General features: G+C 57.4%; 25 protein-coding genes. 13 read left to right on the top strand and 12 right to left on the bottom strand.

Annotated features, from left to right (window positions below; all coding sequences use genetic code 11):
* The first annotated feature begins 134 nt into the window (after positions 1-134).
* Positions 135-575 carry a hotdog fold domain-containing protein gene (locus tag PMI23_RS19440; protein ID WP_007908162.1) on the top strand — a complete coding sequence of 147 codons (441 nt, stop codon included), beginning with the start codon at positions 135-137 and terminating at the stop codon, positions 573-575.
* A 64-nt stretch (positions 576-639) separates the two neighbouring features.
* Here PMI23_RS19440 and PMI23_RS19435 read toward each other — a convergent pair whose 3' ends face one another.
* Positions 640-1326, bottom strand: a complete 687-nt coding sequence (locus PMI23_RS19435; protein ID WP_007908154.1) for a GNAT family N-acetyltransferase — start codon at positions 1324-1326, stop codon at positions 640-642.
* Between the two features lie 151 nt (positions 1327-1477).
* On the opposite strand from PMI23_RS19435, the gene PMI23_RS19430 reads away from it, so the two are divergent.
* The 3 genes from PMI23_RS19430 (at position 1478) to PMI23_RS19420 (ending at position 2723) form a co-directional block, all read left to right on the top strand.
* Complete coding sequence (locus PMI23_RS19430) at positions 1478-1963, top strand: DUF3592 domain-containing protein (protein WP_007908152.1); 486 nt, start codon at positions 1478-1480, stop codon at positions 1961-1963.
* A gap of 181 nt (positions 1964-2144) precedes the next feature.
* Complete coding sequence (locus PMI23_RS19425; RefSeq protein ID WP_007908150.1) at positions 2145-2468, top strand: YXWGXW repeat-containing protein; 324 nt, start codon at positions 2145-2147, stop codon at positions 2466-2468.
* Positions 2469-2510: 42 nt separating this feature from the next.
* Complete coding sequence (locus PMI23_RS19420) at positions 2511-2723, top strand: YXWGXW repeat-containing protein (RefSeq protein ID WP_007908149.1); 213 nt, start codon at positions 2511-2513, stop codon at positions 2721-2723.
* A 15-nt stretch (positions 2724-2738) separates the two neighbouring features.
* Here PMI23_RS19420 and PMI23_RS19415 read toward each other — a convergent pair whose 3' ends face one another.
* From PMI23_RS19415 to PMI23_RS19405, 3 genes are all read right to left on the bottom strand, one after another.
* Entirely contained in the window at positions 2739-3296 is a 558-nt protein-coding gene (locus PMI23_RS19415) for a YceI family protein (protein WP_007908146.1), read from the bottom strand.
* Positions 3297-3370: 74 nt separating this feature from the next.
* On the bottom strand, positions 3371-4726 hold the full coding sequence (locus tag PMI23_RS19410; protein ID WP_007908144.1) for an MATE family efflux transporter: 1356 nt from the start codon (positions 4724-4726) through the stop codon (positions 3371-3373).
* Positions 4727-5245: 519 nt separating this feature from the next.
* Positions 5246-8464: an RNA-directed DNA polymerase gene (locus PMI23_RS19405; RefSeq protein ID WP_007908141.1), complete on the bottom strand. Its 3219-nt coding sequence runs from the start codon at positions 8462-8464 to the stop codon at positions 5246-5248.
* 419 nt (positions 8465-8883) lie between these two features.
* Here PMI23_RS19405 and PMI23_RS19400 point away from each other — a divergent pair, with 419 nt between their 5' ends.
* The 3 genes from PMI23_RS19400 (at position 8884) to PMI23_RS19390 (ending at position 11688) form a co-directional block, all read left to right on the top strand.
* On the top strand, positions 8884-9450 hold the full coding sequence (locus PMI23_RS19400; RefSeq protein ID WP_007908139.1) for a chorismate mutase: 567 nt from the start codon (positions 8884-8886) through the stop codon (positions 9448-9450).
* Between the two features lie 123 nt (positions 9451-9573).
* Complete coding sequence (locus PMI23_RS19395) at positions 9574-9897, top strand: hypothetical protein (protein WP_007908137.1); 324 nt, start codon at positions 9574-9576, stop codon at positions 9895-9897.
* Between the two features lie 147 nt (positions 9898-10044).
* Complete coding sequence (locus tag PMI23_RS19390; protein ID WP_007908135.1) at positions 10045-11688, top strand: sensor domain-containing diguanylate cyclase; 1644 nt, start codon at positions 10045-10047, stop codon at positions 11686-11688.
* Here PMI23_RS19390 and PMI23_RS19385 read toward each other — a convergent pair whose 3' ends face one another.
* The 3 genes from PMI23_RS19385 to PMI23_RS19375 form a co-directional block, all read right to left on the bottom strand.
* Positions 11689-11982, bottom strand: coding sequence for a hypothetical protein (locus PMI23_RS19385; RefSeq protein ID WP_007908133.1), 294 nt, complete (start codon positions 11980-11982; stop codon positions 11689-11691).
* 203 nt (positions 11983-12185) lie between these two features.
* Positions 12186-12572: a c-type cytochrome gene (locus PMI23_RS19380; RefSeq protein ID WP_042704989.1), complete on the bottom strand. Its 387-nt coding sequence runs from the start codon at positions 12570-12572 to the stop codon at positions 12186-12188.
* 52 nt (positions 12573-12624) lie between these two features.
* Entirely contained in the window at positions 12625-13956 is a 1332-nt protein-coding gene (locus tag PMI23_RS19375; RefSeq protein ID WP_007908130.1) for an aminotransferase-like domain-containing protein, read from the bottom strand.
* Positions 13957-14045: 89 nt separating this feature from the next.
* Between PMI23_RS19375 and PMI23_RS19370 the strand changes: the two genes are divergently transcribed.
* Positions 14046-14939 carry a DMT family transporter gene (locus PMI23_RS19370; protein WP_007908128.1) on the top strand — a complete coding sequence of 298 codons (894 nt, stop codon included), beginning with the start codon at positions 14046-14048 and terminating at the stop codon, positions 14937-14939.
* A 3-nt stretch (positions 14940-14942) separates the two neighbouring features.
* On the opposite strand, the gene PMI23_RS19365 is transcribed toward PMI23_RS19370, so the two are convergent.
* Positions 14943-15758 carry an AraC family transcriptional regulator gene (locus tag PMI23_RS19365; protein WP_007908125.1) on the bottom strand — a complete coding sequence of 272 codons (816 nt, stop codon included), beginning with the start codon at positions 15756-15758 and terminating at the stop codon, positions 14943-14945.
* Positions 15759-15888: 130 nt separating this feature from the next.
* On the opposite strand from PMI23_RS19365, the gene PMI23_RS19360 reads away from it, so the two are divergent.
* On the top strand, positions 15889-16407 hold the full coding sequence (locus tag PMI23_RS19360) for a carboxymuconolactone decarboxylase family protein (RefSeq protein WP_007908124.1): 519 nt from the start codon (positions 15889-15891) through the stop codon (positions 16405-16407).
* Between the two features lie 253 nt (positions 16408-16660).
* Complete coding sequence (locus tag PMI23_RS19355; RefSeq protein WP_007908123.1) at positions 16661-18892, top strand: GAF domain-containing protein; 2232 nt, start codon at positions 16661-16663, stop codon at positions 18890-18892.
* Here PMI23_RS19355 and PMI23_RS19350 read toward each other — a convergent pair.
* Positions 18860-20305, bottom strand: coding sequence for a SulP family inorganic anion transporter (locus PMI23_RS19350; RefSeq protein ID WP_007908122.1), 1446 nt, complete (start codon positions 20303-20305; stop codon positions 18860-18862). The two genes, PMI23_RS19355 and PMI23_RS19350, sit on opposite strands and share 33 nt — an antisense overlap.
* Positions 20306-20462: 157 nt before the next feature.
* Here PMI23_RS19350 and PMI23_RS19345 point away from each other — a divergent pair, with 157 nt between their 5' ends.
* Positions 20463-20780, top strand: a complete 318-nt coding sequence (locus PMI23_RS19345; protein ID WP_007908121.1) for a DUF7693 family protein — start codon at positions 20463-20465, stop codon at positions 20778-20780.
* A gap of 53 nt (positions 20781-20833) precedes the next feature.
* The gene (locus tag PMI23_RS19340) at positions 20834-21379 is read left to right on the top strand and encodes a hypothetical protein (RefSeq protein ID WP_007908120.1); all 546 of its coding nucleotides are present in this window, start codon (positions 20834-20836) and stop codon (positions 21377-21379) included.
* A 38-nt stretch (positions 21380-21417) separates the two neighbouring features.
* On the opposite strand, the gene PMI23_RS19335 is transcribed toward PMI23_RS19340, so the two are convergent.
* Together PMI23_RS19335 and PMI23_RS19330 are read right to left on the bottom strand one after the other, a co-directional pair.
* Complete coding sequence (locus PMI23_RS19335) at positions 21418-22053, bottom strand: hypothetical protein (protein WP_007908119.1); 636 nt, start codon at positions 22051-22053, stop codon at positions 21418-21420.
* A gap of 128 nt (positions 22054-22181) precedes the next feature.
* Positions 22182-22640 (bottom strand): GNAT family N-acetyltransferase, encoded by a 459-nt coding sequence (locus PMI23_RS19330; protein WP_007908118.1) that lies wholly within the window; start codon positions 22638-22640, stop codon positions 22182-22184.
* A gap of 143 nt (positions 22641-22783) precedes the next feature.
* On the opposite strand from PMI23_RS19330, the gene PMI23_RS19325 reads away from it, so the two are divergent.
* Complete coding sequence (locus PMI23_RS19325) at positions 22784-23428, top strand: TetR/AcrR family transcriptional regulator (RefSeq protein ID WP_007908117.1); 645 nt, start codon at positions 22784-22786, stop codon at positions 23426-23428.
* A 21-nt stretch (positions 23429-23449) separates the two neighbouring features.
* Here PMI23_RS19325 and PMI23_RS19320 read toward each other — a convergent pair whose 3' ends face one another.
* Positions 23450-24463, bottom strand: a complete 1014-nt coding sequence (locus tag PMI23_RS19320) for a lysozyme inhibitor LprI family protein (protein WP_007908115.1) — start codon at positions 24461-24463, stop codon at positions 23450-23452.
* Positions 24464-24630 lie beyond the last annotated feature (167 nt).

The raw sequence follows: 24630 nt of genomic DNA, 5'->3' as shown, positions 1-24630 counted from the left end.
AAGGCACACGTCGTGCCCATGAAAAAACACGCACAGGTTGACAGATTTCCCGCAGACCGAATACCGTTCCGTTACAGAATATTATTCTGTAACGGAACATCATTCTGCAAATTCACTTTTCGCGAGGCGTTTCCATGAGTCAGTTTCTCAGCATGTTCAACAGCGCAGGTCCGCAAGCCTTCAGCCAGATGGCCTGCCAGGTCGCGCCGTACTTCAGCACCATCAACCCGCTGGTGACCGAGTTGCGCGCCAATGCGGCGACGGTGCAAGTGCCGTTCCGTCGAGAGATCACCAATCACCTCGGCACCGTGCATGCCATTGCCATGTGCAACGCCGCAGAACTCGCCGCCGGGATGATGACCGATGTATCGATCCCGGGCGGCGCACGCTGGATCCCCAAAGGCATGACCGTGGAGTACCTGGCCAAGGCGAAAACCGATGTGACGGCAGTGGCCAGTGGTGAAGGTGTGGATTGGCAAAGCGAGGGCGACAAGATCGTCACCGTGGATATTCGCGACACCGAGGGCAAGCACGTGTTCACGGCGCGGATCACCATGAACGTCAAACTCGGCTGAATGACGCGCACAAAAAAGCCCTTGCTGCGCCATTCACAGCAAGGGCTTTTTCAGCGATGTGAGGTCAGTGTACGGTCAGGCGTTGCCGGACAAATTCTTCGGTGTGGCGGGTGGTCTGATCGAGGTGTCGATCGCGCTGTTTCTCAGCATCGAGCATCGCCCGCTTGCCGTTTTTCTGCAGCAGATAGGTGTGGATCTGCTGGACTTCCAGCGACCGGTAAATCGGCGTGGTGTCGATAAATCCGCGCAGGCCGTTGCTGCGGTAATGCCGGGTGCTCATCAATACCTGCGTTTCCCGTGAACCGATCACTTCAAAACCCAAGGCTTCGAAGTACGGGACTTTACCCACGGTGCAGGCCAGTTCCGCGTGGGGATAACGCCCGAGCATTTCGCCGATCAGCGCCCGCGCCACGCCCTGACGCCGATGCCCTTCGCGCACGGCCATATAAGCCACGCTGCAGGCTTCCCAATCGCCCTGCACCGGCAGGTACAACAGAAAACCGATCACTTGCTCTGGATCATCCTCGTCGGTGGCGACCAGCAACTCGACGTCGGTGCCCTTCTCGCCATTCAACGCTTCCAGATACAGATGCACCTCATAGCCGACCGCGTACTGATAGACGTTGTACAGCAGGTTGCTCGGGCCGAGACCGACCGCGCTGATGTCGGTCAGGTAATCGACGACCATTTGCAGGATCTGGCTGTTGACGCCTTCGGGGCATGGGGTTTTGTAGTGGGTGATGCGTGGCATGAGGAACTCCGACGGTAAAAAGCGTTGCCGACCGGCGCTGCGGTCGACGAGCCGCGACATCATACCGTGACCGGCCCGCTCGACGTCTAAAGTTCCTGTTCCGAGCGCCGATGTAACGGTCTCCTACAAAAGTCACCACCAGGGATCGGCCATGTACTACCCGCGCGAAGCTGCCAAGGATCACCTCTATAACCGTATCGTCATGCTGACCGTTGCTTGCTGCGTAGTTCTGCTGCTCGCTGCAATGGCTCACAAGTCGGGCATGCTTTATGGGGCGCTGAGTTTCAACGGTGTGGAAAACCGCGGCAGCGTCACGGCATTGGAGCAGATTCCAATGAACGCCAATGGCAAGGTCATTCACTATCAATACACCGATGCTCAAGGCCAGACCCATGAAGGGCAACACGCCGACGAACGCTACGTTGAGCATACCCAGTACGAAGTCGATGGTCCGATCACCCTGCTGGTGTCGCCGTGGATGCCCGATAAAAGCTGCATCGCCAGCCAGTTGCAGAGCTACCGAACGAGCTTCTGCATCATGACTGGTGGTGTGTTGCTCGCGTTGCTGTTTCTGCTGATCTCGGGCAGAACGTTCTGGCAGATTCAGGCAATGAAAGAGCAAGACCGGTTCTATTGAGTCCAGACTCACAGGCAAAAACCATCACGCGCGCCGGGCGTCTTGCTGCGGCGCCATCCTGACGTTCTCGCATCGCCCTCCCTGAAAAAAAATTCATCCGCCGCATAGGGGATCTTTCGCAAATCAGGCATCCAATTCTGCAGCTGCGTTCACTTTTCGACGCAGGCCTTGAGGAGTTGTCATGAGCGTTTTGCGTTCCCTGTCCAAATGGCGAAAAACCCTGCTGCTGGTGCCGCTGACGCTGGCGGCGCTGAGCAGCGCCCCGGTGTTTGCGCAACCGGTGGTGATCGTCCAGCAAGCCCCGCCGCCGATGCGTATGGAAGTGATGCCCGGCGCGCGTCCTGGTTATGTCTGGGATCAAGGTCATTGGCGCTGGCAAGGACGCGGTTATGTGTGGATACCCGGCCACTGGCAACCGGTGAGGTACGGCGCGCGCTGGAAACCCGGGCACTGGCAGGCACGCGGGCCAAACTGGTTCTGGGTCGAGGGGCATTGGGTGCGATGAATGCGCGACAGCCTAGCCATCACTTCTTGCGAGAACACCACCATGTCGAAAACCGTTAAAGCACTGCTGGCCGCCACGCTGGTGGCCGTTACGTTGTCCGGTTGCGTCGTCGAGCCGGCCCGTCCGCATCGGCCTCCGCCGCTGGTCGAAGTGGTTCCGGTGATGCCGGCACCGGGTTATCACTGGGTTGCCGGGCACTATCGCTGGGGCGGCAACCAATGGCGCTGGGTGCCGGGGCACTGGCGGGCCTATTGATTGCAACGGCGAGCGTCACTGCTGTGGCGCCACCACTTTGAATTTGATGGCGATGTCCTTGGACACCACGCTGTCCGCCCACTCCCCCGCGCCGAGGCCGAACTCGTCGCGCTTGAGTATCAGGTCACCGTCGAAAATGCCGATGGCGCTGCCCGGTTTCAGTTCCACCGGCACCTGCACTTCGCGGGTAATGCCCTTGAGGGTGAGTTGTCCGTCGATCAGATAGCGACGCTCGGCCAATCGGGTGAAACGTCGGGATTCGAACACCGCCACGGGAAATTTTTCAGTGTCGAACCACGCCGGTTTCACCAGCTCGGTGTTGGCGTCTTCGCTGCCGGCATCGATGCTGTTGAGGTCAATGTGCAGCGTGGTACGGGCGTTGGCGAGGTTGTCGGTATCAAAGTCCAGTGTCGCCTCGAACTTGCCAAAGGTGCCATACATCGGCGAGCCCATCTGGTTGTAGGTAAAACTGATCTGGCTGGCGGTGGTGTTGACCCGCGTGTATTCGACTGCCTGCGCGGCACAGACGACGCACAGCGAACACGCGGCAGCCAGCAGCGATCGGATCGACATCGGATTCTCCAGGCGGGGCTTGCCGTCGAGGGACTCGATTGACTTAAGCAAACATCCGTCCGATACGCCAGCGCCTACACCAAGCGCTCGATTTTCTGATGCTGCCAGACCAGTTTGTAATACAGGGTCTGCAGTACCAGCATGCCCAGATACGCCACCGGAAACGCCATCCACACGCCTTGCAAACCATATTGCCCGTCCAGCCAGTACGCCGCTGGCAGCTGCACACCGACCACGCAAATGATCGCAATGATCACCGGCACCAACACCGTGCCGCTGGCGCGCATGATCCCGCCAATGATGGCCTGGAAGCCAAAGACCAACAGGCTCCACAGCATGATGTGCAGCAGATGCTCAGCCATTGCCCGGGTCGAATCCTCGGTCAGGAACAGTCCCAGCAACCAGTGCGACAACAGGTAACCGAGCACGATCAGGCCGCCGGTCAGGCATACGTTGATCAACAGCCCGGTGCGCAGGATCGGCCCCATGCGCTCCAGCCGCCCGGCGCCGATGGCCTGTGCACCGAGGATCGACGCGGTGATTGCAATCGACAACGCCGGGAACTGCACATAGTTGACGATCTGCGTCACCGCGCCATACGCCGCCGTCGCTTGCGAGCCGTGCTGGTTGACCAGCGCCAGAATCACCAACTCCGACAGCGACAGTACAATCATCTGCACGCCGGTCGGCAGGCCGATGCGCAACACCTTGCCGAGAATCACCCCGTCGAGGCGCAACGCAGCAAAGAACTCGCGGTCCGGCGCCAGTGGATGGCCCTTGCGAATAAGGCGCCACGCCAGCCATGCCATCGCCGCCAGGTTACCGGCCAGCCCCGCATACGCCGCGCTCTGAATGCCCAGTTGCGGCAAGCCGAACCAGCCGCGAATCAGCGCCGGTGTCAGGGCCAGCCCGACGCAGGTCGAGACCATCAGCGCCAGCAATGGCGACAGCGTATCGCTGACCCCGCGCAACAGCTGCGTGAACAACACAAACACCAGCAGCGACGGCAAGATCCACATCATCACATGGGCATACGCCACCGCATCGTCGAGCACATCTGCCGGCGTGCCCAGCCCGGTCAGCGCCTGTCGCGCGAACACGCTGCCCAGCACCGCAGCCACCAGACCGATCAACACCCCGAGCAACAGCGTCGCCCCGGCAATCGCCTTGACCATGTGCGGCTCACGCGCGCCCCATGCCTGACCGATCAACACCCCGGCGCCCGCGCCGAGGCCGATCACCAGTGCGATAAAGAAGAACACGATGGGAAACATCCCCGACACCGCTGCCAACGCCTGGGTGCCGAGCATCTGACCGATGTAGATGCTGTTGACCGTGCCCGACATCGATTGCAGAAAATTGGACAGCACCATCGGCGCGAGGAACAGCAGGTAGGTGTGCCAGAGTGGGCGTTGGGCGACGGCTTGCATTGAATAGAGGTCCATCTCGACGGCGGGAGGGCTGATGGAGGATAGCTTCGGTGAGTTGCACGCGGGGCGCAATTAACATTTTAGGTAGGCAACTGAATCCAATTGATTTTATGCACCCTACTCCGTCACCAAAAATTGCTATTTCGGCTTTGCAAGCGGTTCCCTAGAATCCAAGCCGCCCATATTTTGCTAAAGTTTTTGGCTCCCTAAAAACTTAATTAGCACTACGCCGGAGGCCACCTTTAATCGTTTCGACAACAAGCATTTTTAAGAACAAGTAATATTTTAGTGCTTTCAACGAGTTGCATTTCCCTACCAACAAACCAAGGTGAAGCATCACCTTATAAAAACCCTCTGCGAGCATATAAGACTCCAATAAACAAATAGAAAAATACGACCACCTATGTACTAATCCTTTTTAATTAACACTACTAAGACCCAAACCAAAAACCAAATTTCAAGCAATAAACCCTCTAGCAAATTAAAGTTTATCGCTTGAACTTCAAATTCGACAGAAAATCACTTCGGCGGCGTCTTACGTCGCTGACTGCTCATTTTAAAACCTTCAGGTACGGGCTTAAACTTATCATCACTTTCAGCCCACCGTTTCGCCCTACTTTGAAAAGCGCGTAGAGCGTCGACATCCAGAGTTGCAGCAATAACAAAATCGTTATCACCACCTCGCACTCGCGCTATATCCCGCATAAAGCTTTCTTTTGCGGGTGCGCGAACTCTACTATCGCCATATTTACGATTATTCACAAGCACAGTATATGCGTGAACATCGAGAGCCGCAGCTTCCACCAACGAGGAAAACGTTTCTAAATCCTGATTCCAACTTAAAACCATTAGAGCATCTATCTCTCCCTGAAACCTGACTCGTTCTTTACTATTCTGCAACTCCGAACATACCATAACACCAAAATTAATACCATTATGTATATAGACAGGCTTGGTACGCATTCGCAAAATTTTCGAATCCGCCCATTTCTTTCCGTACCTTGAAATCAGCTCTTTATCTTCACCAACAGCAGGAAGTAGCTTAGGCTGCCATATCTTAACCGCAGACGGATAACCTAAACGATTATCCGTAAGAACCAAACAAGCCTCGCTGAATACTTCATCATCACTACAGTGCCGATACTCAGTTCCAGCAATCAAACTGATACCTTCATCTATAAGCCTGGAGGCCAAGCTATCCACCCACTTCAGCGGAATTGAAAGCTCCGGAAACAAAACATAGTCTGGCTTTGGAGTTAGCTTAATAGATTGATTAATAAGTTCTGCTATTCTCTGATATCTCTCTCGAGATAAGTTGGGCTTACCACACGCCATTGCAGCCCAATCTGCTTCATCGGTCTTCAAATTGGTGAGAGCTATAGTCAACTTTTTCTTTCGCTCCGTACCAATTCTAATATATTTGTTAGACGTCTGTGACTGCCCCCCTATACCACAATCCTGCTCAGTTGCGAGCAAAGTAGGTTGGATCCAAACTCCACCCAGCGCCTGGGTATATTGCGCCCAAATTGTAGACGGTTTTTCACTAGATCGGTTCCCATTAATCTTACACAACCCTACACACTCCGGGGCCAACTCTGATATTTCCAGTGGGCTTAACGGTCGCGTGGGAAACAAATATGGCAAATAACTCTCTTTTTTTCGTTCATCTTGCTCAAGGTTCGGCAGTCGGCTACGCCTGGATGATTTAAGGAAACTCTTTAAAACTGACGTATCCAACAGCATTGATGCTTCCAGCAATTTTAAAGCAGCAGCACCCTTGTTTCCCTTGCGACACTCTATCAAACCACCCGCAGCCCGACTTCGCAGAATTCTTTTATACGGTTCATGAGCCAAATCTGCCAACGCCACTAATGGCGCCTTCTTCTCAAAATCCTCAGACCCAAATCGGAACCCCAACAAACTCTCAACTTCAAGCAAGCTATCAAAAATCCCTTTTAAAAATAGATCTGCTAATCTCTGCTCTTTTTTTGAACGCGTCCCTAGCAAAAGCCGATCAGGATCATAGTATCGGGTAGCTGCATCTACAAACAGCCAAGTGAGAGTACCCTTTACTAAAAGCCACAAATTAGCTCCGCTTTTAGCATCAACTCCATTGATTGATATCGGCATTCCTTTCGGTACTGCAACGGATAATTGTTGCAAACAACGATAGGCCTGCAAAGCAATTTTTTCTGCTTCCTGCCATTCATTCATACTGATTGCGAAACCCAGCAACCGTGGGAGATATGTAAAATGAGCAAACAAATTATCAGGGCGAAGTATGTGATCATGGGCGAACTGGTAAAACTCCTGCCGCTGCTCATGCCATTCTTGGGCTGGGAGATCTCTAGCAAGCGTCTCTACATGTCGTAGTTGTAAGGACCAACTCAATCGTCGGATTGTTAGTCCATCAGCACGACGTAACGTATCAGCACTTTCGCCGACACTCCCTGCGGCAGATAAAACCCTCGCCGCTGTCGAGTCCTCAAGCTGGTTCGGCGATGGCATAAGGCGGTGTTCACTTGACAACTCACTTATTTCTTTCTCTATCGTATCTAACAAATCAAGCCCAGCACGTCCCTGGAGTACAAATAGCTTTTGTTTGTCCGCCTGCAACTTTATCTTGCTATTCCCCTGAAAATCTTCACCTTGGTAAATTTGCCAAATTTGCTTTTTAGCATTACCAGCGCGTGAAATAACCTCTGTTCCTAGTCTATTCTGCAAAAAATTCATAAAATCTTCACTACTGCGGATCGTTCCCGTATCACGCAAAACTAAAAACATATCATCGACATATCTGCCATAGTGAACTGGTGCGATTTTCTCCTTTATTAGGTTATCCCAACGAAACAGCAAAACGTTCGATATAACCCGACTTGCAGTCAATCCAATGGCAAGCCCACCAGGCACATTTATTCTGTTTGAAATAATTTTCTTCGAAAACTTCTCCGCTCCTTCGGCCCACACTTTAAGAAATTTTGCGAACTCCACAGTAAAGTCTCGTTCAGCACCATTTAACTCAAGTCCCAACTCAGCATGAAAATCAGATGACGCTAGAATGAGAGGGTCCACAAAGTGATAAAAGGCTTTCAAATCCAAGGATGCAGCAATAATTTCTCGGTTCTGTTCAAGCTCACTTCGGATTGCTGTGAGCCCATCGTTACGCCATTTTTGGTAAGGCTGAAAATATGAAACAAAAGATCCAATCGCGCTTATATGGAGTGGTTTATCTTGAGAATCCGCAAATAGCTCATCACTGTTTACTCGTTTCAACCTAGCTCCATAGCAACTACTTCCGAGCATCGCATCAAACTTGTGCCCAACAGTATTAATCCATAGAGCCGAAAGTACGTGAGCGTCAACCGGAAAATCACCAACCACTCTAAACTCTGGAGTAACATCCTTTTTATAAAGTAAATCCTCCATCGCACGATTGGAGTTAGAAAAATGGACATGACCATTTTCTGGCGCATTACTTTTTTGCTTTAAAGATAATTTTTTCGGCAAAATCCGAAATTCACCTATCAAATCTGGATCTTTAGAAAACCCTTGTTTTACTCGCAACCGTTCCAATAGCTCACTCAGGTTGACGAGCAAATCTTGTTCATAATCCGCGAATTTAATTGAAGCAGGAAATGTATTTTCAAAATAGCAATCTGCCTTCGCCTTGCGATAGGCTACGAGCAGATCTGCCAGGGTGATTTCGCTCCAACCATTAAATTCTGCCTTGTAGCTCATCTTCTAATCCTTTATTTTTACCTGCTTGTTCCAGCAGCGCTAATCTTTATAAAAAACTTTCATGCTTTAGATAAACGCTAGCATCTAGTATCTCACAGCACCCAAATTGCCATCATTCATGCAGCTACGCAAGAAACGATACGCTGAGCCTTTCTATTGGCTTGGCTTCCTTCTTCATCTTCTGTATCGGAGCGTTCAGAGCACACGCACTGATACTTCCTACCGCTTGACATATGAAACTGAACAGGTCAGTGCTCCAGTTGCGTCCTAGCACGCCGGTCTCAGCTGGACAGACAGGGAAAGAACGCGCCGGCACACTCATGCAACGTTGGTCGACTACAAAACTCAAACATATGCATTTAGCAATACCCTGATTTACGACGCTCAAAAGTCATAATTCCTTACTGTTGAGACTACTCATGTACCACTCCCTACGTTTGCCAATCTGTATTTTTCTTTTTTTCCTGACCAGCACTACTAAGGCAGCGAGGCTCCCTTCCGGTGCCGAACTGCAGCCGTTGCTGGAAACACTCAACGAACGCCTGAACATCGGCGACCTCGTCGCGCTGACCAAATGGGACAGCGGCAAGCCGATTCAGGACAGCCCTCGCGAGGCGCAGGTCATCGCCAATGCCCGTACGCTGGCCACCGAGCGCCAGCTCGACCCGGAGGACGTGGCGCAACTGATTGCTGCGCAAATGGAGGCGAACAAACTGGTGCAGTACGGTTTGCTCGCACAGTGGCAAGCGACCGGTAGCGCGCCGGACACCCCGCGCCCCGACCTGGGCAAGCAGATCCGCCCGCGCCTGGATGAACTGCAAACCCGCCTGCTGCAGCAATACGCCGCCTTCACGCCGTATCGCCATGACGCCAATTGCCCGGCGTGGCTGGCCAAGGCGCGCAGTGGCCTGGCCCACGATGCGTTGCATGAACTGGCCCTGACGCGGGCGACCGGTGAGCTGTGTGTGCGATCAACAGCCCCATGAAACGGGGGTTCGGGCATACATTGCTGGCGTCGATAGTCACCATCACGTCAATGAAGTTCTCATAAATAATCCACGGCGTAACATCGGCTCCAGACAAACAACTACCCCTTGGAGCACACGATCATGAAACGCCAAACCCTTCTCGGCATCGCTTTCTCGGTTTTCGCCATTAACGCTTTTGCCGCCACTGCGGCACACACCCAGGTCGCTGAAGGCGGCTCGGACAAGCTGATTGAAAGTCGTGTTGCCGAGGGCGGTTCCGATCGCCTGCTCGAACGCCGTGTTGCCGAAGGTGGTTCCGATCGCCTGCTCGAACGCCGCGTTGCCGAAGGTGGTTCCGATCGTCTGCTCGAACGCCGCGTTGCCGAAGGTGGTTCCGATCGCCTGCTCGAACGCCGTGTTGCCGAAGGTGGCGCTGATCGCCTGATCGAACGCCGCGTCGCTTAACGCTGCGGCTTCATCGCAATCGCAATAAAAGCCCGGCCTGATCAGCCGGGCTTTTTCACGTCCGCCGCCATCCATTCCCCGACTGGCCACCCACCGCCCATTGCGCATACCATGCGGGCACAACTCCAAAACAGACCTCGCCTGCCCATGCTCAAAGCCAGTCTGCGTAGCCACCTCACCCTTTGGTTTGCCGGTTTATCCCTGCTGACACTGCTCAGCGTTGGCTTCTATGTCGGTCACATCGCCACGGAACAGATGAAGCAGGCCAGCGGCAATGCCTTGCTCAACACCGCGCGCTCGGCCGCATCGTTGCTGGGTGAACAACTGCGCGAACGCCAGTTGGAGGTTTATCTGCTCAGCCGCGCGCCGCATCTTGAGCGTGGCGATCTGGACAACCCGGCGATTCTGAAATCGATGCAACTGCGCACTCAGGCGCGCGCCGAGTATGCGTGGATGGGCGTCACCGATGCCGAGGGCAAGGTGCATCAGGCCGTCAACGAGTTGCTGGTCGGTCGGTCAGTGCAACAACGGCCGTGGTTCCAGGCCGGTTTACGCAGTGAGTACACCGGCGACCCTCACGAAGCGGTGTTGCTGGCGAAATTGCTGCCGGGGCTGCCGAACGGTGAACCGCTGCGTTTCATCGATTTCGCCGCGCCGATCCATAACGCCGACGGTCAGGTGATTGGTGTCCTGGGCGCCCATGCACACTGGAGCTGGGTCACGCGCATTGTCGAGTCGGCGGCGTTTTCGCATAAAAACTCAATGCCGGATATCGAAGCGTTGATCATCGATCACGATGGCAAGATTCTCTATCCCGAAGCACTGATGGGCCAGCAACTGGCGGCGACTGATTCGAAGTTGCAGGGCTGGACCGCGGGTAACGGCTTCCTCACCAGCATGGTCACCGTCCCGACGCCATCGAGTACGGCGCTGTCGTGGTCGATTGCCGTGCGCCAGCCATTGGAAACCGCGCTGCAACCGGCGCGCCTGCTGATGTACAAATTGCTGATCCTGGGTGTGGTCGCGGCGGTGCTGTTCGGTTTGGTCGCTTACTACCTGGCGCTCTACCTGAGCCGTCCGATCGAACAACTCGCGCGCTCGGCACGGCAGGTGCAAAACCAACAGCCCGGCGCGCAATTCCCACTGCAGCACCCGGTGCTGGAAATTGCCCAGCTCGGGCAATCCATTGATGCAATGACGCAATCGCTGCTCGGTAAAGAGCGCGAACTGCAAGAGGCCAATGCCTCGCTGGAAGCCACCGTGGCACAACGCACCGCAGCCCTGACACTGGCCAACGCCGAACTGCTGAATCTGGCGACCCACGATGCCTTGACCGGCGTATACAACCGTCGCCGTTTCGATGAGAAGCTCACCGAGTACACACTGCTGTTCCGCCGCACCGGACGCCCGTTTTCCCTGCTGCTGATCGATGCCGACCACTTCAAACGAATCAATGACACGCACGGTCACGCGGTGGGGGATGAGGTACTACAGCAGTTGGCGCAACTGATTCAGAGCAGCTTGCGCACCACCGACTTCGTCGCCCGTTACGGCGGCGAAGAGTTCGCTGTGCTGTTGCCGGAAATCGCCAAACCCGACACCCCGGAAGTTGTCGCCGAGAAAATTCGCGCGGCGGTTGCCGAGGCCGATTTTCCTGTGGTCGGGAATGTGACGGTGAGCATCGGCGTCGGCCTGGCGGATCCGGCCGACAACAGCCACAGTGCTCTGATCAAACGCGCTGATCAGCAGCTCTATCAAGCCAAAGCAGCGGGCCGTAACCAAGTGGCGTGATCAGGCCTTCTTCACTTCGCAAATCCCGTTGGCCTTGTTCTTCCCGGTGTAGGACACAGCAGGCGAACCATCGGGATTGATACTCAGGGAAATGGTCACGCCCGCGCCTTTGGCTTCGAAGTAGTTGTCGTTGAATTTCTTCAACTGGCCTTCCTTGCCATTGATATAAATCGGGCCACCCTCATCGGCGTGCACTTCGATCTTGCCTGGGCACGTAGCGTTGAGCAGGGGGATGCCAGCGTGGGCCAGTCCGGTGGCAAACAACAGCGGCGCTGCCAATAGCAAAGATTTCATGGTGGGTTCCTTGAAGGCGGCAAAAACGCCGAAAGCTTTTTCATGTCATTTTTCAATCAGGGACTTGGGTGCCCGGCATATCGCCCGAACACACCAACTTGAATCGCGAACAAGGCGTGGCCGTGACGGTTATGACCCCTGTGGGCTGCATTCCCACGCAGAGCATGGGAACAATCAATCGCAACCTGCGCCAGCTCCTGCCGTTATTGCGTGAAGGTCTGGAGGTATGCCAGCAGATTGTCGAGTTTCTCTTCGTCGCTCAGCCCCCAGAAAATCATCCGCGTACCCGGCACCACACCTTTCGGATCCTTCAGATAAGCGATAAGCGTCTCACGATCCCAAGTCACCCCCGAGTTCTTCATCGCATCGGAATACACGTAATTCTCTGACGTCCCGGCAGGCCGACCAATGATGCCATTGAGCTGCGGGCCGAATCCGGGACGGGCCGATTCGCCGACCTGATGGCAGCCGCCACACAAACGCGGGAAGATTTTCGCGCCGACCTCGGGGTCGCCCGCGGCGTGGGAGAGCGTACTGAACAGGCTGGTGCCGAGCATCAGGGCGAGTGACAGTGCTGCGGTGTTTTTCATCGAGGGTTCCGGATCGGTCTGCATCGGGCGGCGCAAGGGTAGCATTTTGTTTTTACCGGTAAGCGCCAACGACCTTTCTGATTTTAATCAATGCGTGACGCAACACGTCCATGTCCACCGAGCCTAATGCCAGACGAATCGCATGCGGCGCATGGCCCGACACCGAAAACGGCTCGGCGGTGGTGACGGAAATCTGTTCGTGCATCAGCTCGACGACAATCTGATCGGCGCGCACATCCTCCGGCAACGGTAGCCACAAGAAATACGACGCCGGATGGCCAAGTCTCGGCAGTCCTTTCAACACTTCGGCCGCCAGTGCCTGCCGCGCCTTGGCGTCGTTGCGCTTCTGTTCCTCCAGCAGCGTCACTGTGCCGTCGTCGAGCCAGCCACAGGCGATGGCAGTCATGATGCCCGGCGTATTCCAGGTCGTGGCGCGAATGATGCGTTCCAGCGCCGGCACGGTCTCTGTCGGTGCAGCGATGAAACCGACGCGCAGACCTGTGGCGATGTTTTTCGACAGGCCCGAGACGTACACCGTGCGCTCCGGCGCCAGATCGATCAGCGTACGCGGTGGGTTGTCCACCAGAAATGCGTAGGCTGCGTCCTCAATGATCGTCAGATCATGCTGACGGGCAATCGCCACCAACTGCTCGCGCTGCGCCAGCGGCATCACCCAGCCCAGCGGATTGTGCAACGTCGGCATGCTGTACACGGCGCGCACCGAGCGGCTGCGACAGAGTTTGTCCAGCGCGGCGAGATCCGGCCCATGCTCGTTGAATGCAATCGCCACGACCTCCAGGTGCAGCGCTTCGGCCAGCACCTTGAACCCGGAATAGGTCAGCGCATCGGCGGCAATCACATCACCGGGTTTGAGCAGCGCCATCAGCGTCACCGCCAGGCCTTGCTGGGCGCCATTGACGATCAGCACTTGCTCGGCCTCGACGTTCACCCCGCGCGTCAGCAGATGCCGAGCGACCGACGCGCGCTCGTGGGCACGACCGGCGTGCGGCTGGTAGCGCAGCAACGCCTCCAGATCACCCGACAACGCCAGTTGGCGCAACGCGCTGCGCAACAAATCGGCCTGACCGGGCAGCGACGGGTAGTTGAAGTTAAGGTCGATCATGCCGACCGCCACCTGTTTCTGATCGATGCCCTGCCCCGGCGACAGCGAGGTTTCGCGGACAAACGTGCCGCGCCCGGTCTCGCCGCTGACCAGGCCCATCGCCTCCAGCTCCGCGTACACCCGCGAGGCCGTGACCAGCGCTAACCCTTCTTGAGCCGCTAATTGCCGATGAGTCGGCAACCGCGTACCCGGCGGCAATTGGCCCGAGCGAATGTCTGCGGCAAAGGCGTCAACCAGTGTCTTGTAGCGTGAACGTGGCATGCCGGATGTATCCATGACAATTTTTTGATTGTGCTGATTCTCAGCTCTAGCATGACCGCAACGCAACCCACTTCTGAGCGTGAACGGTGATGGAACGGACCTCGAATCTGACGACCCCGGCACTGGAAAAAACCAGCGGCTGGATCAACGGTTTTATCGGCGTGGTGATTTTCAGCGGTTCGCTGCCGGCCACGCGTGTGGCGGTGCTGGAATTCGATCCGGTGTTTCTCACCGTGGTCCGCGCCGCCATCGCCGGGGTGTTGGCGGTGGCGCTGTTGTGGTTGTTTCGCGAGCAGCGCCCGGCGCGCAATCAGTGGCTGTCGCTGTTGATAGTCGCGATGGGCGTGGTGCTCGGCTTCCCGCTGCTGACCGCCCTGGCGCTGCAACACGTGACGTCAGCACATTCGATTGTGTTTGTCGGCGTGCTGCCACTGGCCACGGCAATTTTCGCCGTGCTGCGCGGCGGTGAGCGGCCGCGACCGGTGTTCTGGATGTTCTCGATTCTCGGCAGCGCTTTGGTCGTCGGGTTCGCCCTGGCACAAGGTCTGACGGCCTCGCCCACCGGTGACCTGCTGATGCTCGCGGCCATTCTGGCCTGCGGCCTCGGTTATGCCGAAGGCGCGAAGTTGTCGCGCACCCTCGGCGGCTGGCAGGTGATTTGCTGGGCGCTGGTGCTGTCGCTACCGCTCATGGCGGTGTTGAGTCTGTGCTTGGCGCCCGCCTCGTTCAGCACGATCAGTCTGTCGGCGTGGCTTTGCCTGGGCTACGTGTCGCTGTTCAGCATGCTGATCGGTTTTGTGTTCTGGTATCGCGGCCTGGCCCAGGGCGGGATTGCCGCGGTCGGTCAGTTGCAATTGCTCCAACCGTTTTTCGGCTTGGCGTTGGCGGCGACGCTGCTGCATGAACACGTCAGCATCGGCATGCTCGCGGTGACGCTGGGCGTGATTCTGTGCGTGGCCGGGGCGAAGAAATTCGCCAAATGATCCTCAGGCGCCCGCCTTCCACTCGCGCGGGCTGAGCCCGGTCTTGCGCCGAAACGCCCGGGCCAGCGCCGAAGGACTTTCGTAACCGACCTCCTCGGCAATCAGCGCAATCGGCTTGCCTTCGCGCAAGCGTTTCTGCGCCAGGCTGACGCGCCAGCTCAGCAGATAATCGGCCGGTGTCTGCCCGACGACCCGGCGAAACTGCTCGGCAAACCCGGCGCGGGACAGGTTGGCGACAGCGGCCAGATCCGCCACGCTCCACGGTTTTTGCGGTTGCTCGTGTATCAGGTTCAGGGCACGGGACAGGCGTGGATCGGCTAGCCCGGCGATCATCCCCGGTTGTTGCTCGCGGCTGCTGATCAAGTGCCGCAACAGCAGAATCACCAGCAGTTCGAACAGGCGATCCATCACCGCCACCCGCCCGCAATGCCCTTCGAAGGCTTCCTTGAACAGCCATTCCACGGTGCTGCCCAATTCCGGGATGTCCGTCAGCTTCAGCACCAAATAATCCGGCAGTGCCGCCGCCAGTGCATTGCCGGAGCCGCCGTCAAACGTCAGCGTGGCGCAGACCACTCGGGTGTCCATCGCCTCGTCGGCGAACATGCGATGGGCAAAGGGCCGGGGGAAGAAGATCAGCGACGGTTCACAGAGACGAATTTCACGCTCGCTGCCCGGCTTGAGCAGCAACTCGCCTGCCTGCAACAAATGCACATGGCCGCATGGCTCGCCGTCGTGAACGCTGAGGCCGCAAAACGTGCCGCTGTGAAAGGTCCCGGCAGACACGCCGAAATGGCTGAGCAACGTGGAAAGGCGATCCATGGACGACTCCAAGGGTAAGTCTGGACGATCTGCCGCATATCCTCGACGATTTGCCGCCAATCCACCAGCCGGTTCCATAACATGACCTCCATCCCCGGCGCACTTCGCACCGGACGTTCGGAGAATCACCATGAGCCGCATCCACGCTATCAGCCTCGAAACCGCCGCCGACGCCAGCCGCCCAGTGCTGGAAGGCGTGAAAAAGAAAATCGGTTTCCTGCCCAACGTGTTCACCACCCTGGCCAAAGCGCCGGTGGCCCTCGAAACCTACGTGCAAGCCTCGGCGATCCTCGGCAAGACTTCGCTGAGCGCCCAGGAAAAAGAAGCTGTTTACCTCGCCACCTCGCAGGTCAACGGTTGCGATTACTGCCTGGCGGCGCACACTTTGTTTGCCGGCAAGGCCGGGCTCTCGGCGCAGGATATCGTCGCCGCCCGCCAAGGCGAACTCAACGCCTACGCCGCCCTCGCCCGTCAGTTGACCGAAAGCCGCGGCCATTTGAGTGACGAACAGATCGCCGCCGCCCGCGCTGCCGGTATCGACGACGTGAAGATCATTGAAGTGATTGCGCTGGTGGCCGTGCAGAGCCTGACCAACTACCTGAACAATGCGGCGCTGACGGATATCGATTTCCCGGCCATCGATGCCTGATCAAAACCTGACAAACACTGTGGCGAGGGCGCTTGCTCCCGCCGGAATGCGCAGCAGCCCCTCAATATTTTGTGGGGCGTCTCGTCTCCGGCGGAAGCCGGCGCCCTTGTCACAAATCGTTTTGTCTCACGCATCGTGCAATGATGTGCGCAGACCTGAAAAAACAGTTTCACTGCGAGCGGGCGTGCTGAAACCAAACACCGCGCGCAAAGGTCTTTCTTCACACGCAGATGCCCGGAAAGACACGATTCCCATGACAGACTGGTTGCAAGACAACGGTGAGATGGCCGAGCGGATTCGACGCCATGATTGGGCAAGCACCCCGCTGGGGCCGTTGCAAAACTGGCCCGATGTGCTCAAGACCACGGTCTCGCTCAGTCTTGCCTCGCACTTTCCTCAAGCCATCGTTTGGGGGCCAGAACTGATCACCTTGTTCAACGACGCCTTCCTGCCGATTCTCGGCGCTAAACCGAACGCTCTGGGAAGACCTTTCAGCAAGATCTGGGAAGAAGCCTGGAGCGAGATCAGCCCGATTGCCGATGCGGCGTACGCCGGGCAAGCCACTTACATCGAAAACTTTGCGCTGACCATCGAGCGAGGCAGCGGACCGGAGCAGGCGTTTTTTACCTTCTGCTACAGCCCGATCCGCGATTCGCTCGGCAACGTGGTCGGCATGCTCGATACCGTTACGGAAACCACCCAGACGGTTTTTCTCAACCAGCGTCTGGCCGTGCTTGAGGCGCTCGGCAACGCCGTTGCCAACGCGACCGATGCCCAAGCCATTCTCGCCATCACCACGCGTCTGATGGTCGAACATCTGCAGCTGTCAAACTGTGCCTACGCCGACATGGACGCCGATGAGGACGGTTTCACCATTCGCGGCGATTGGGCGGCGCCCGGCTCGCCAAGCATCGTCGGCCACTATCGACTGCGCGACTTCGGTGAGAAAGCCGTGACCTTGCTACGTGCCGGCGAACCGCTGATCATCCATGACAACCGCAGCGAACTCGCCCCTGAAGAGTCGGCAACCTTCCAGGCCATCGGCATCACTGCAACCATTTGCGTGCCGTTGATCAAGCAAGGACGACTGACCGCACTGATGGCGGTGCACGACAATGTGCCGCGAGCCTGGTCGCGCTTCGAACAGTCACTGCTGAGCGAAGTCACCGAGCGTTGCTGGGCGCACATCGAACGGGTCCGCGCCGATGCCAACGTGCGTGAAGGCCTGCTGGCGCTGGCGGAACTGAATGCCACGCTGGAACAACGGGTCGAGGAACGCAGCTTGCGTCTGGCCGAAACGGAGTCGGCGCTGCGCCAGTCACAAAAGCTTGAAGCCATCGGCCAGTTGACCGGCGGTGTGGCCCATGATTTCAACAATCTGCTGACTATCATTCGCTCGTCAGTGGATTTCCTGCGCCAGCCCAACCTGCCGCAGGAGCGTCGTCAGCGCTATATGCGCGCGGTTTCCGACACCGTCGAGCGCGCCTCCAAGCTGACCAGCCAATTACTTGCTTTTGCCCGGCGTCAGCCGCTCAACCCGCAAGTGGTCGATGCGGGCGAACGGTTGGCGAACATCGGTGAAATGCTCGAGTCTGTCACGGGCGCGCAAATTCATGTCAGCGTCGAACGGCCGGACCAACCCTGCTACATCCGCGTCGATCTGAGTCAGTTCGAAACCGCAGTGATCAATATCGCGCTCAACGCCCGTGACGCGATGAATGGCCAAGGCCTGCTGAAATTGCGCCTTGAGTGCGACAAACCACTGCCAGCGATTCGCGGTCATGGCGGCGCCAGCGGCCCGTTTGTGTCCATCGCACTGTCGGACACCGGCGGCGGTATCGATGCGCATACTCTTGAGCATATTTTCGAACCGTTCTTCACCACTAAAGATGTCGGCAAAGGCACAGGGCTCGGGTTATCGCAAGTGTTCGGCTTTGCCAAGCAATCGGGCGGTAATGTCGATGTGTCCAGCCTGGTCGGTCACGGAACGCAGTTTACGCTGTACCTGCCCCAGGTACCGGCGGTTGCGCCGCAGACCAGCGAGACGTCGGACGAAGGCGAACTGCAGGCGCCGCATGAAAAGCGCCGGGTGCTGGTGGTCGAGGACAATCTGGACGTTGGCCGCTTCGCCAATCAGATCCTGCAGGATCTGGGCTATGACACGACGTGGGCCACCAACGCCGAAGAAGCCTTGAAGTTGGCGGGCGAAGACGCAAGGGCTTTCGACGCAGTGTTTTCCGATGTCGTCATGCCCGGTATCACGGGAGTCGCGCTCGCCAGGGAATTGCGCCGTCGCCGCCCGGATCTGCCCGTGATACTGACCTCCGGCTACAGCGAAGAACTGGCGCGCTACGGTCACGAGGGTTTCGAGTTTCTCGCCAAGCCCTACTCAGCCGATCAGGTCTCGCGGATTCTCAGCAAGACCTGGCTGAAGGCGTCAGCGCCAGCGCCTTCAGTCGTGGTCGACACCGGCACGCTTGAGTAATTTTTTGCAGCGCTCAGACAAATGAAACACCTGCAAATGCTTACCCGCCTTGGCATATCGCTCGCGCAAAGTCTTCAACGCCGCAATCGCCGAGTAATCGACAAAACTCAAATGCCGACAATCCAAAGTCACCCGGGCCGGATCATTGGCCGGATCGAACTGATTGAGGAACGGCGTGGTCGAGGCGAAAAACAGCGTGCCGTGCAGACGATAGAGCTTGCTGCCGTCAGCCTCCAGATGCTCATCGGCATACAGCTCACGGGCCTGCTGCCAGGCAAAGTTGAGCGCCGCAATAATGATGCCGCACAGCACCGCAGTGGCCAGATCGGTAAACACGGTGATGGTGGTCACGGCGATGATCACCAGCACATCATTGAGCGGCACTTTATTCACCACCCGCAACGACGCCCAGGCGAAGGTCTGCTGCGACACCACGAACATCACGCCGACCAGCGCCGCCAGCGGAATACGCTCGATCAGCGGCGACAGGAACAGAATGAACAACAGAATCAGCACGCCAGCAACCACGCCGGACAAGCGCCCGCGCCCGCCGGAGCTGAGGTTGATCACGGTCTGGCCGATCATCGCGCAACCGCCCATGCCACCGAACGCGCCGCTGACCATGTTGGCCGCACCGAGCGCCACGCACTCGCGATCCGGGTAGCCACGGGTTTCGGTGATTTCGTCGGTGAGGTTGAGGGTCAGCAAGGTTTCCAGCAGACCGACCAGTGCCATCAGGATTGCGTAAGGCGCGATGATGCGCAGGGTTTCCAGACTCCACGGGATGTCCGGCAAGGCGAAGGTCGGCAAGCCGCCGGCGATGTGTGCCATGTCGCCAAGGGTGCGGGTCGGCAGGCCGAACAGGTAGACCAGCAGACCGACGCCGAGAATCGCCACCAGTGCCGGCGGCACCGCTTTCGTCAGACGCGGCAGGATGTAGACGATGGCCATGGTCAGCGCAACCAGCCCGGTCATCAGGTACAGCGGCGTACCGCTGAGCCAGTCCTCACCGCTCTTGAAATGCTCCAGTTGCGCCAATGCAATGATGATCGCCAGGCCGTTGACGAAGCCGAGCATCACCGGGTGCGGCACCATGCGCACCAGTTTGCCCAGGCGCAGCAGCCCGAACGCCATCATGATCAGACCGCCGAGCAACACCGTCGCCAGCAAATACTGCACGCCGTGTTGCACCACCAGCGCGACGATGACCACGGCCATCGAACCCGCCGCGCCGGAGACCATGCCTGGCCGGCCGCCGAACAACGCCGTCAGTGTACAAATGATGAAGGCGCCATACAGACCCATCAGCGGATTGAGGTGCGCCACCAGTGCGAACGCAATGCATTCGGGCAACAGGGCAAACGAGGTGGTGAGTCCGGCCAGGACATCGGCGCGCAGACGAATCGGTTTCATGGCTTACCTGATTGAGCAGCCGTCGAGCGCGACTGCAGGTGTTCGGAGAAAAGAGGGTTGCGGATGTTACGGAATTGTCCGGGATCGGGCCAGTGAACGCTGACACTTGTCGGCTCGGGCTTTATGCTGGCGCGTTCCTGTATCCATTGAGTTGAATATGTCTGCCTTTCTGAGCGCCCGCGAGGTGTGCCAGCGTTTGCGTGAAGCGGCGCTGGGTGTCCTCACTTTCAAAGTCTGCGAGATGCCTGACGAGGCGGGACGGGTCGCGGTCGATATCGAGGGCTGGCACCTGCTGCTGGACTTTGAAGGTAGCCGGTTACATCACTGTGAATTCGCCCGCAATGGTGATGGGCAAGAAGGCGCGCTGGAGAGCTGGCAGCGTTATGGCACCGATCCGGTAAGTTTACTCAGTACCTGGGAATTGGCGCAGATCGAGCGATTGCTCAACACGCAGACGAACGAGGTTGCCCAATGATGGCACTCTGCCCATAATTCGCGCCCTCCTCTATTCCCACGCAAGGAACTGCCGTGAAGAAGTCGCTGTTGTTGATCCCGATGCTGGCCCTGCTACTGCAAGGCTGTGGCATGACCATGACTCGTTACGAGCCAAGCTTCGAGAACGTGCAGAAGCTCAAGCAAACCCCGCCGCTCCACGCGATCAGCAATCCTCAGGTCACGGCCGAATCCGGTGAAGGTTCGCTGGTGGTTCGCGCCAACCCGGTTCGCTCGCCGTCCGGCAGCATCCCGGCGCACATTCAGGATGCGATCACTGAAGAACTGCGCAAGGCCGGCCTGCTCGATCCGCAGGCGCAGCGTCAGTTGAAAGTGTTGGTGGTGAAGAACGAACTGTCCGCAGGCATGGGCACGGGCGACGGCAAACTCGCCGCTCGCTTCACCCTGCTCAACGGCAACGATGTGGTGTACGACGCCACCAAGAATGTCAGCAGCCAGTGGAGCAGCAGCTTTTTCGGCTTCATTGCGATTCCGAACGCGGTCAACGCTTACAACCCGATGGTGCGTGACCTGCTGAAGGAACTGTACAGCGATCCACAGTTCATTCAGGCCCTGAAGTAAGAGCAAAAAAAGAGCCGCGATTGCGGCTCTTTTTTTCTTCAGGCCATTGGAATAGCGGTTTCGAGTGCCGAGTACTTCAGGTTTTTGCTATCGACCATTTGCTTGAGCAGCGCGTTGACCTGACGGGTGAAAGTGTCATTCACCGCGTCTTTCGGTGTGTTGGCCATCAGCGGGATGAACCAGATACCGATCCAGGTACCGATCGCATCATGATTGCTCGCGGTGGTCAGGGCCTGACCCTGGCCATCCATGCCTTCCAGGCTCATGGAGTACTGATCGGTGCCGTACGCCGGGATCACCCCCAGGCTGAAACCACTAATAAAGCCCAGTACCATGGAACCGGCATTCGGCGGATGGTTGTACATTTTCAGACGCAGGCTGTAGTCCCCCGGCTGCTTCTGGAACTCGTCCAGGGTGACACGGCCGAACAGACCCGAGTCAGTGAGGATTTTTTGCAGCTGTGGTTTCAGTTGATCACGTGCTTGCGGCACTTCCACGGCGGAACCACTTTTCGGCTCGCCCTGATAGAAATCGAAATCGACGTATACGTTTGGCTTATTGGTGTAGCTGGCCATCGACGGCATGGTCACCGGCGCCACTTCGTCTTTGGTGAAACTGGCACAACCGCCCAGCGCAAGTACCAGCCCCAGCGCCAGAATTTTCCCGAATTGCATGATGATCCGTCCCTATGTATACACATCCAGATGATGGCATTGCGCCTTCATTTTGAAGGCCGGGCGGATTCTAGAGAGAGCGGCGGTCGGGCGAAAGCCTGAATTCGGGAAATCGCAAAAAAATCTGCTCAACCCTGCCGCAAGTCGAGGATGTAGGTGTAATAACCGCTGTCGCGCACGTAGCCGAGGGATTCGTACAAACCTTGCGCCATAAGGTTGTTGGTGGCGGTTTCCAGCACCAGCCCCTTGGCACCGCTCGCCAAGGCAAAGTCACGCGCCGTGTTCATCAGCAATCGACCCACCCCGCGTCCACGTGCGGCGGGCGTGGTGAACAGGTCGCTGAGCAACCAGGTGCGGTGGGCATCGATGGACGAGAACGTCGGGTACAATTGCACGAATCCCAGCGCCTCGCCGTGTTCATCCTGCGCGAGAAATATCGCTGATTCGTTGCCAGCCATGCGCTCGGCGATGAAGGTTCGCGATTGCTCGAGATTCGACGGCTGTTGGTAAAAACCACGGTAAGCGTCGAACAACGGCGCCACCGCATCCAGATGTGTCGCGTCGGCTCGCACTGCCTGAAGGGTCATGTGTCCGCTCCGTTTCCACTCGTTGATCGAAACAGCATAGCGCTGTCCTTCGAGTGTGCTGGCCTCATCGCTATATATTTTTGTATATTGCGAGACCGAAATCGCCAGAATCTATCCATGCCGTCCAGCCAACCTGTATTGCCATGAGTGCCATCCGCGTCCGCAACGAGCAGTTGATCCTCGCCGCTGCCCGCGAAGAGTTCGCCGCCAACGGCTTCGACGCCACCCAGACTCGCGATATTGCGGCGCGTGCCGGGGTGCCCAAGGCCAATCTGTATTATTACTTTCAGACCAAGGAAAACCTCTACTGCAAAGTACTGCTGGGGTTTGTCGAGCCGCTGTTGGAAGCTTCAGCGGCGCTGCGTGAAAGTGATGACCCGCTGACGGGGCTGCGTGCTTACGTTGCCGCGCGGATTCGTATTGCTCGCGAGCATCCGGCGATTGCCAAGGTATTCAGTGGCGAGTTGCTGCTGGGCGGTCGACAGTTGCCGGCTGAGTGCCGCGATCTGTTGTATGCCGAAGCGCGGCGTAACGTTGAATGCCTGCGCAGCTGGATTGAGCGCGGCTTGCTGGCGCCGGTGGATCCTGAGCATCTGATGCTGTTCATTTGGTCGGCGACGCGCACGTACACCAACATTGGCTGGCAGATGGGGCGGATCATGGGGCGCGAAGTGCCGCAGGATGAGGATTATCAAACGGCGGCGCAGACGATTACGCGAATGGTGCTGGAGGGTGTCGTGGTGACGCCGCGGGTGGGCGGGATTCGTGGGGTTTTGTTTGCGACGTGAGCGGATGGGCTACCGCGCAGATCAGGGCATGAAGTCTACGGGCAGCTCCAGATGAGCTTTCATGCGCTCATTCCAGTCGTGCAAGGCATCGGGTAGAACTTTTTTCCATTTCGCCACGTTGGTGTAGTAGCGCAGACGCGAATGGCCGGAACTGTCGTAGGTCACCAACAACACCCAGAAATGGCCATCGGATGAGCGCATCACGATGCCGGTGCCACCCAGACCGCGCATCCACATCTCCCAGACCTGACTGCCCGGCACATCGGTGCCTGGCTCACCCGTCATCAGGGAGCCGGACTTTTCCACCAGTGTCTGATAATCACCTTTGAGCAAGGTGTGCAGTGCCTGGTTCTCTTCCGGTGTTTGTGCCAGGCCCAGGCTGAGCATGTCGTAATCCAGTGTCAGCGGGTGCTCCGAGGCGACAAAACGGCCGGTGTAGTAGACGCCCAATCCGGCACTGCAATACCCGCCTTCCCCTGCAAGCGAAATATCCAGCACACCGTTGATGGGAGTGAACAACAGGGTGCACTCATCTTCCGAGTAAACGGCTTTACCGTCGTTGAGTGTGGCAACGCCATCCAGATCACCGGAGTTGGCACCCTCAGCCGCCGTGATGTCGATGCTGATGTGCGTGGCATCGCGGCGCTGGGTTATCACCGTTGCCGAGGTTGAAGTCCCCGGCGGTATGAGTTGCCAGGTTGCGTCCCAACTGAACGGCTGGGTAGCGTGTTCGAGCTCGCTCAGCCGCATCAAATACTCGCGGCGCAAACAGGCCGTCTGATCGCCGCAGGCGTTGCGACTTTTCAGCCACTGCCGCTGGTCAGCCTTGAGGGCTTTGGCATCGGGGACACTGGCCAATGTCGAATGCCAGAGCTTGCCCAGCTTCTCGTCGAGCAGCGAAATCTGCGGGTCTCCACAAACGGCTTTTTCGGTTTTGTTGTTGGCCGTGGAGCAATCGAAACTGCTGGCGTGGGTAACAGAGGCAAACGCAAGGGACGTCAGCAGCAAGGCATAACACAGGGAGATCGCGAACATCGAGAGATTCCATTCTTCGGACGGCGCGCAGTATGCCAGTGCTGCCAGCGGAAATCCCTGATGTACATAGCAATCAGGGTTTCGCAATCACTGTAGGAGTGAGCCTGCTCGCGATAGCGTTCTGTCAGACGATGCTGCATCAAATGCCACACCGCTATCGCGAGCAG

The organism is Pseudomonas sp. GM24 (assembly GCF_000282235.1).
Taxonomy (GTDB): Bacteria; Pseudomonadota; Gammaproteobacteria; order Pseudomonadales; family Pseudomonadaceae; genus Aquipseudomonas.
This window is presented reverse-complemented; position numbering and strand designations above follow the sequence as displayed.

Excerpts from the sequence above, each read along its gene's own strand:
- PMI23_RS19440 (WP_007908162.1), top strand. The coding sequence starts at position 135 with ATGAGTCAGTTTCTCAGCATGTTCAACAGCGCAGGTCCGCAAGCCTTC.
- PMI23_RS19435 (WP_007908154.1), bottom strand. The coding sequence starts at position 1,326 with ATGCCACGCATCACCCACTACAAAACCCCATGCCCCGAAGGCGTCAAC.
- PMI23_RS19430 (WP_007908152.1), top strand. The coding sequence starts at position 1,478 with ATGTACTACCCGCGCGAAGCTGCCAAGGATCACCTCTATAACCGTATC.
- PMI23_RS19425 (WP_007908150.1), top strand. The coding sequence starts at position 2,145 with ATGAGCGTTTTGCGTTCCCTGTCCAAATGGCGAAAAACCCTGCTGCTG.
- PMI23_RS19420 (WP_007908149.1), top strand. The coding sequence starts at position 2,511 with ATGTCGAAAACCGTTAAAGCACTGCTGGCCGCCACGCTGGTGGCCGTT.
- PMI23_RS19415 (WP_007908146.1), bottom strand. The coding sequence starts at position 3,296 with ATGTCGATCCGATCGCTGCTGGCTGCCGCGTGTTCGCTGTGCGTCGTC.
- PMI23_RS19410 (WP_007908144.1), bottom strand. The coding sequence starts at position 4,726 with ATGCAAGCCGTCGCCCAACGCCCACTCTGGCACACCTACCTGCTGTTC.
- PMI23_RS19405 (WP_007908141.1), bottom strand. The coding sequence starts at position 8,464 with ATGAGCTACAAGGCAGAATTTAATGGTTGGAGCGAAATCACCCTGGCA.
- PMI23_RS19400 (WP_007908139.1), top strand. The coding sequence starts at position 8,884 with ATGTACCACTCCCTACGTTTGCCAATCTGTATTTTTCTTTTTTTCCTG.
- PMI23_RS19395 (WP_007908137.1), top strand. The coding sequence starts at position 9,574 with ATGAAACGCCAAACCCTTCTCGGCATCGCTTTCTCGGTTTTCGCCATT.
- PMI23_RS19390 (WP_007908135.1), top strand. The coding sequence starts at position 10,045 with ATGCTCAAAGCCAGTCTGCGTAGCCACCTCACCCTTTGGTTTGCCGGT.
- PMI23_RS19385 (WP_007908133.1), bottom strand. The coding sequence starts at position 11,982 with ATGAAATCTTTGCTATTGGCAGCGCCGCTGTTGTTTGCCACCGGACTG.
- PMI23_RS19380 (WP_042704989.1), bottom strand. The coding sequence starts at position 12,572 with ATGAAAAACACCGCAGCACTGTCACTCGCCCTGATGCTCGGCACCAGC.
- PMI23_RS19375 (WP_007908130.1), bottom strand. The coding sequence starts at position 13,956 with ATGCCACGTTCACGCTACAAGACACTGGTTGACGCCTTTGCCGCAGAC.
- PMI23_RS19370 (WP_007908128.1), top strand. The coding sequence starts at position 14,046 with ATGGAACGGACCTCGAATCTGACGACCCCGGCACTGGAAAAAACCAGC.
- PMI23_RS19365 (WP_007908125.1), bottom strand. The coding sequence starts at position 15,758 with ATGGATCGCCTTTCCACGTTGCTCAGCCATTTCGGCGTGTCTGCCGGG.
- PMI23_RS19360 (WP_007908124.1), top strand. The coding sequence starts at position 15,889 with ATGAGCCGCATCCACGCTATCAGCCTCGAAACCGCCGCCGACGCCAGC.
- PMI23_RS19355 (WP_007908123.1), top strand. The coding sequence starts at position 16,661 with ATGACAGACTGGTTGCAAGACAACGGTGAGATGGCCGAGCGGATTCGA.
- PMI23_RS19350 (WP_007908122.1), bottom strand. The coding sequence starts at position 20,305 with ATGAAACCGATTCGTCTGCGCGCCGATGTCCTGGCCGGACTCACCACC.
- PMI23_RS19345 (WP_007908121.1), top strand. The coding sequence starts at position 20,463 with ATGTCTGCCTTTCTGAGCGCCCGCGAGGTGTGCCAGCGTTTGCGTGAA.
- PMI23_RS19335 (WP_007908119.1), bottom strand. The coding sequence starts at position 22,053 with ATGCAATTCGGGAAAATTCTGGCGCTGGGGCTGGTACTTGCGCTGGGC.
- PMI23_RS19330 (WP_007908118.1), bottom strand. The coding sequence starts at position 22,640 with ATGACCCTTCAGGCAGTGCGAGCCGACGCGACACATCTGGATGCGGTG.
- PMI23_RS19325 (WP_007908117.1), top strand. The coding sequence starts at position 22,784 with ATGAGTGCCATCCGCGTCCGCAACGAGCAGTTGATCCTCGCCGCTGCC.
- PMI23_RS19320 (WP_007908115.1), bottom strand. The coding sequence starts at position 24,463 with ATGTTCGCGATCTCCCTGTGTTATGCCTTGCTGCTGACGTCCCTTGCG.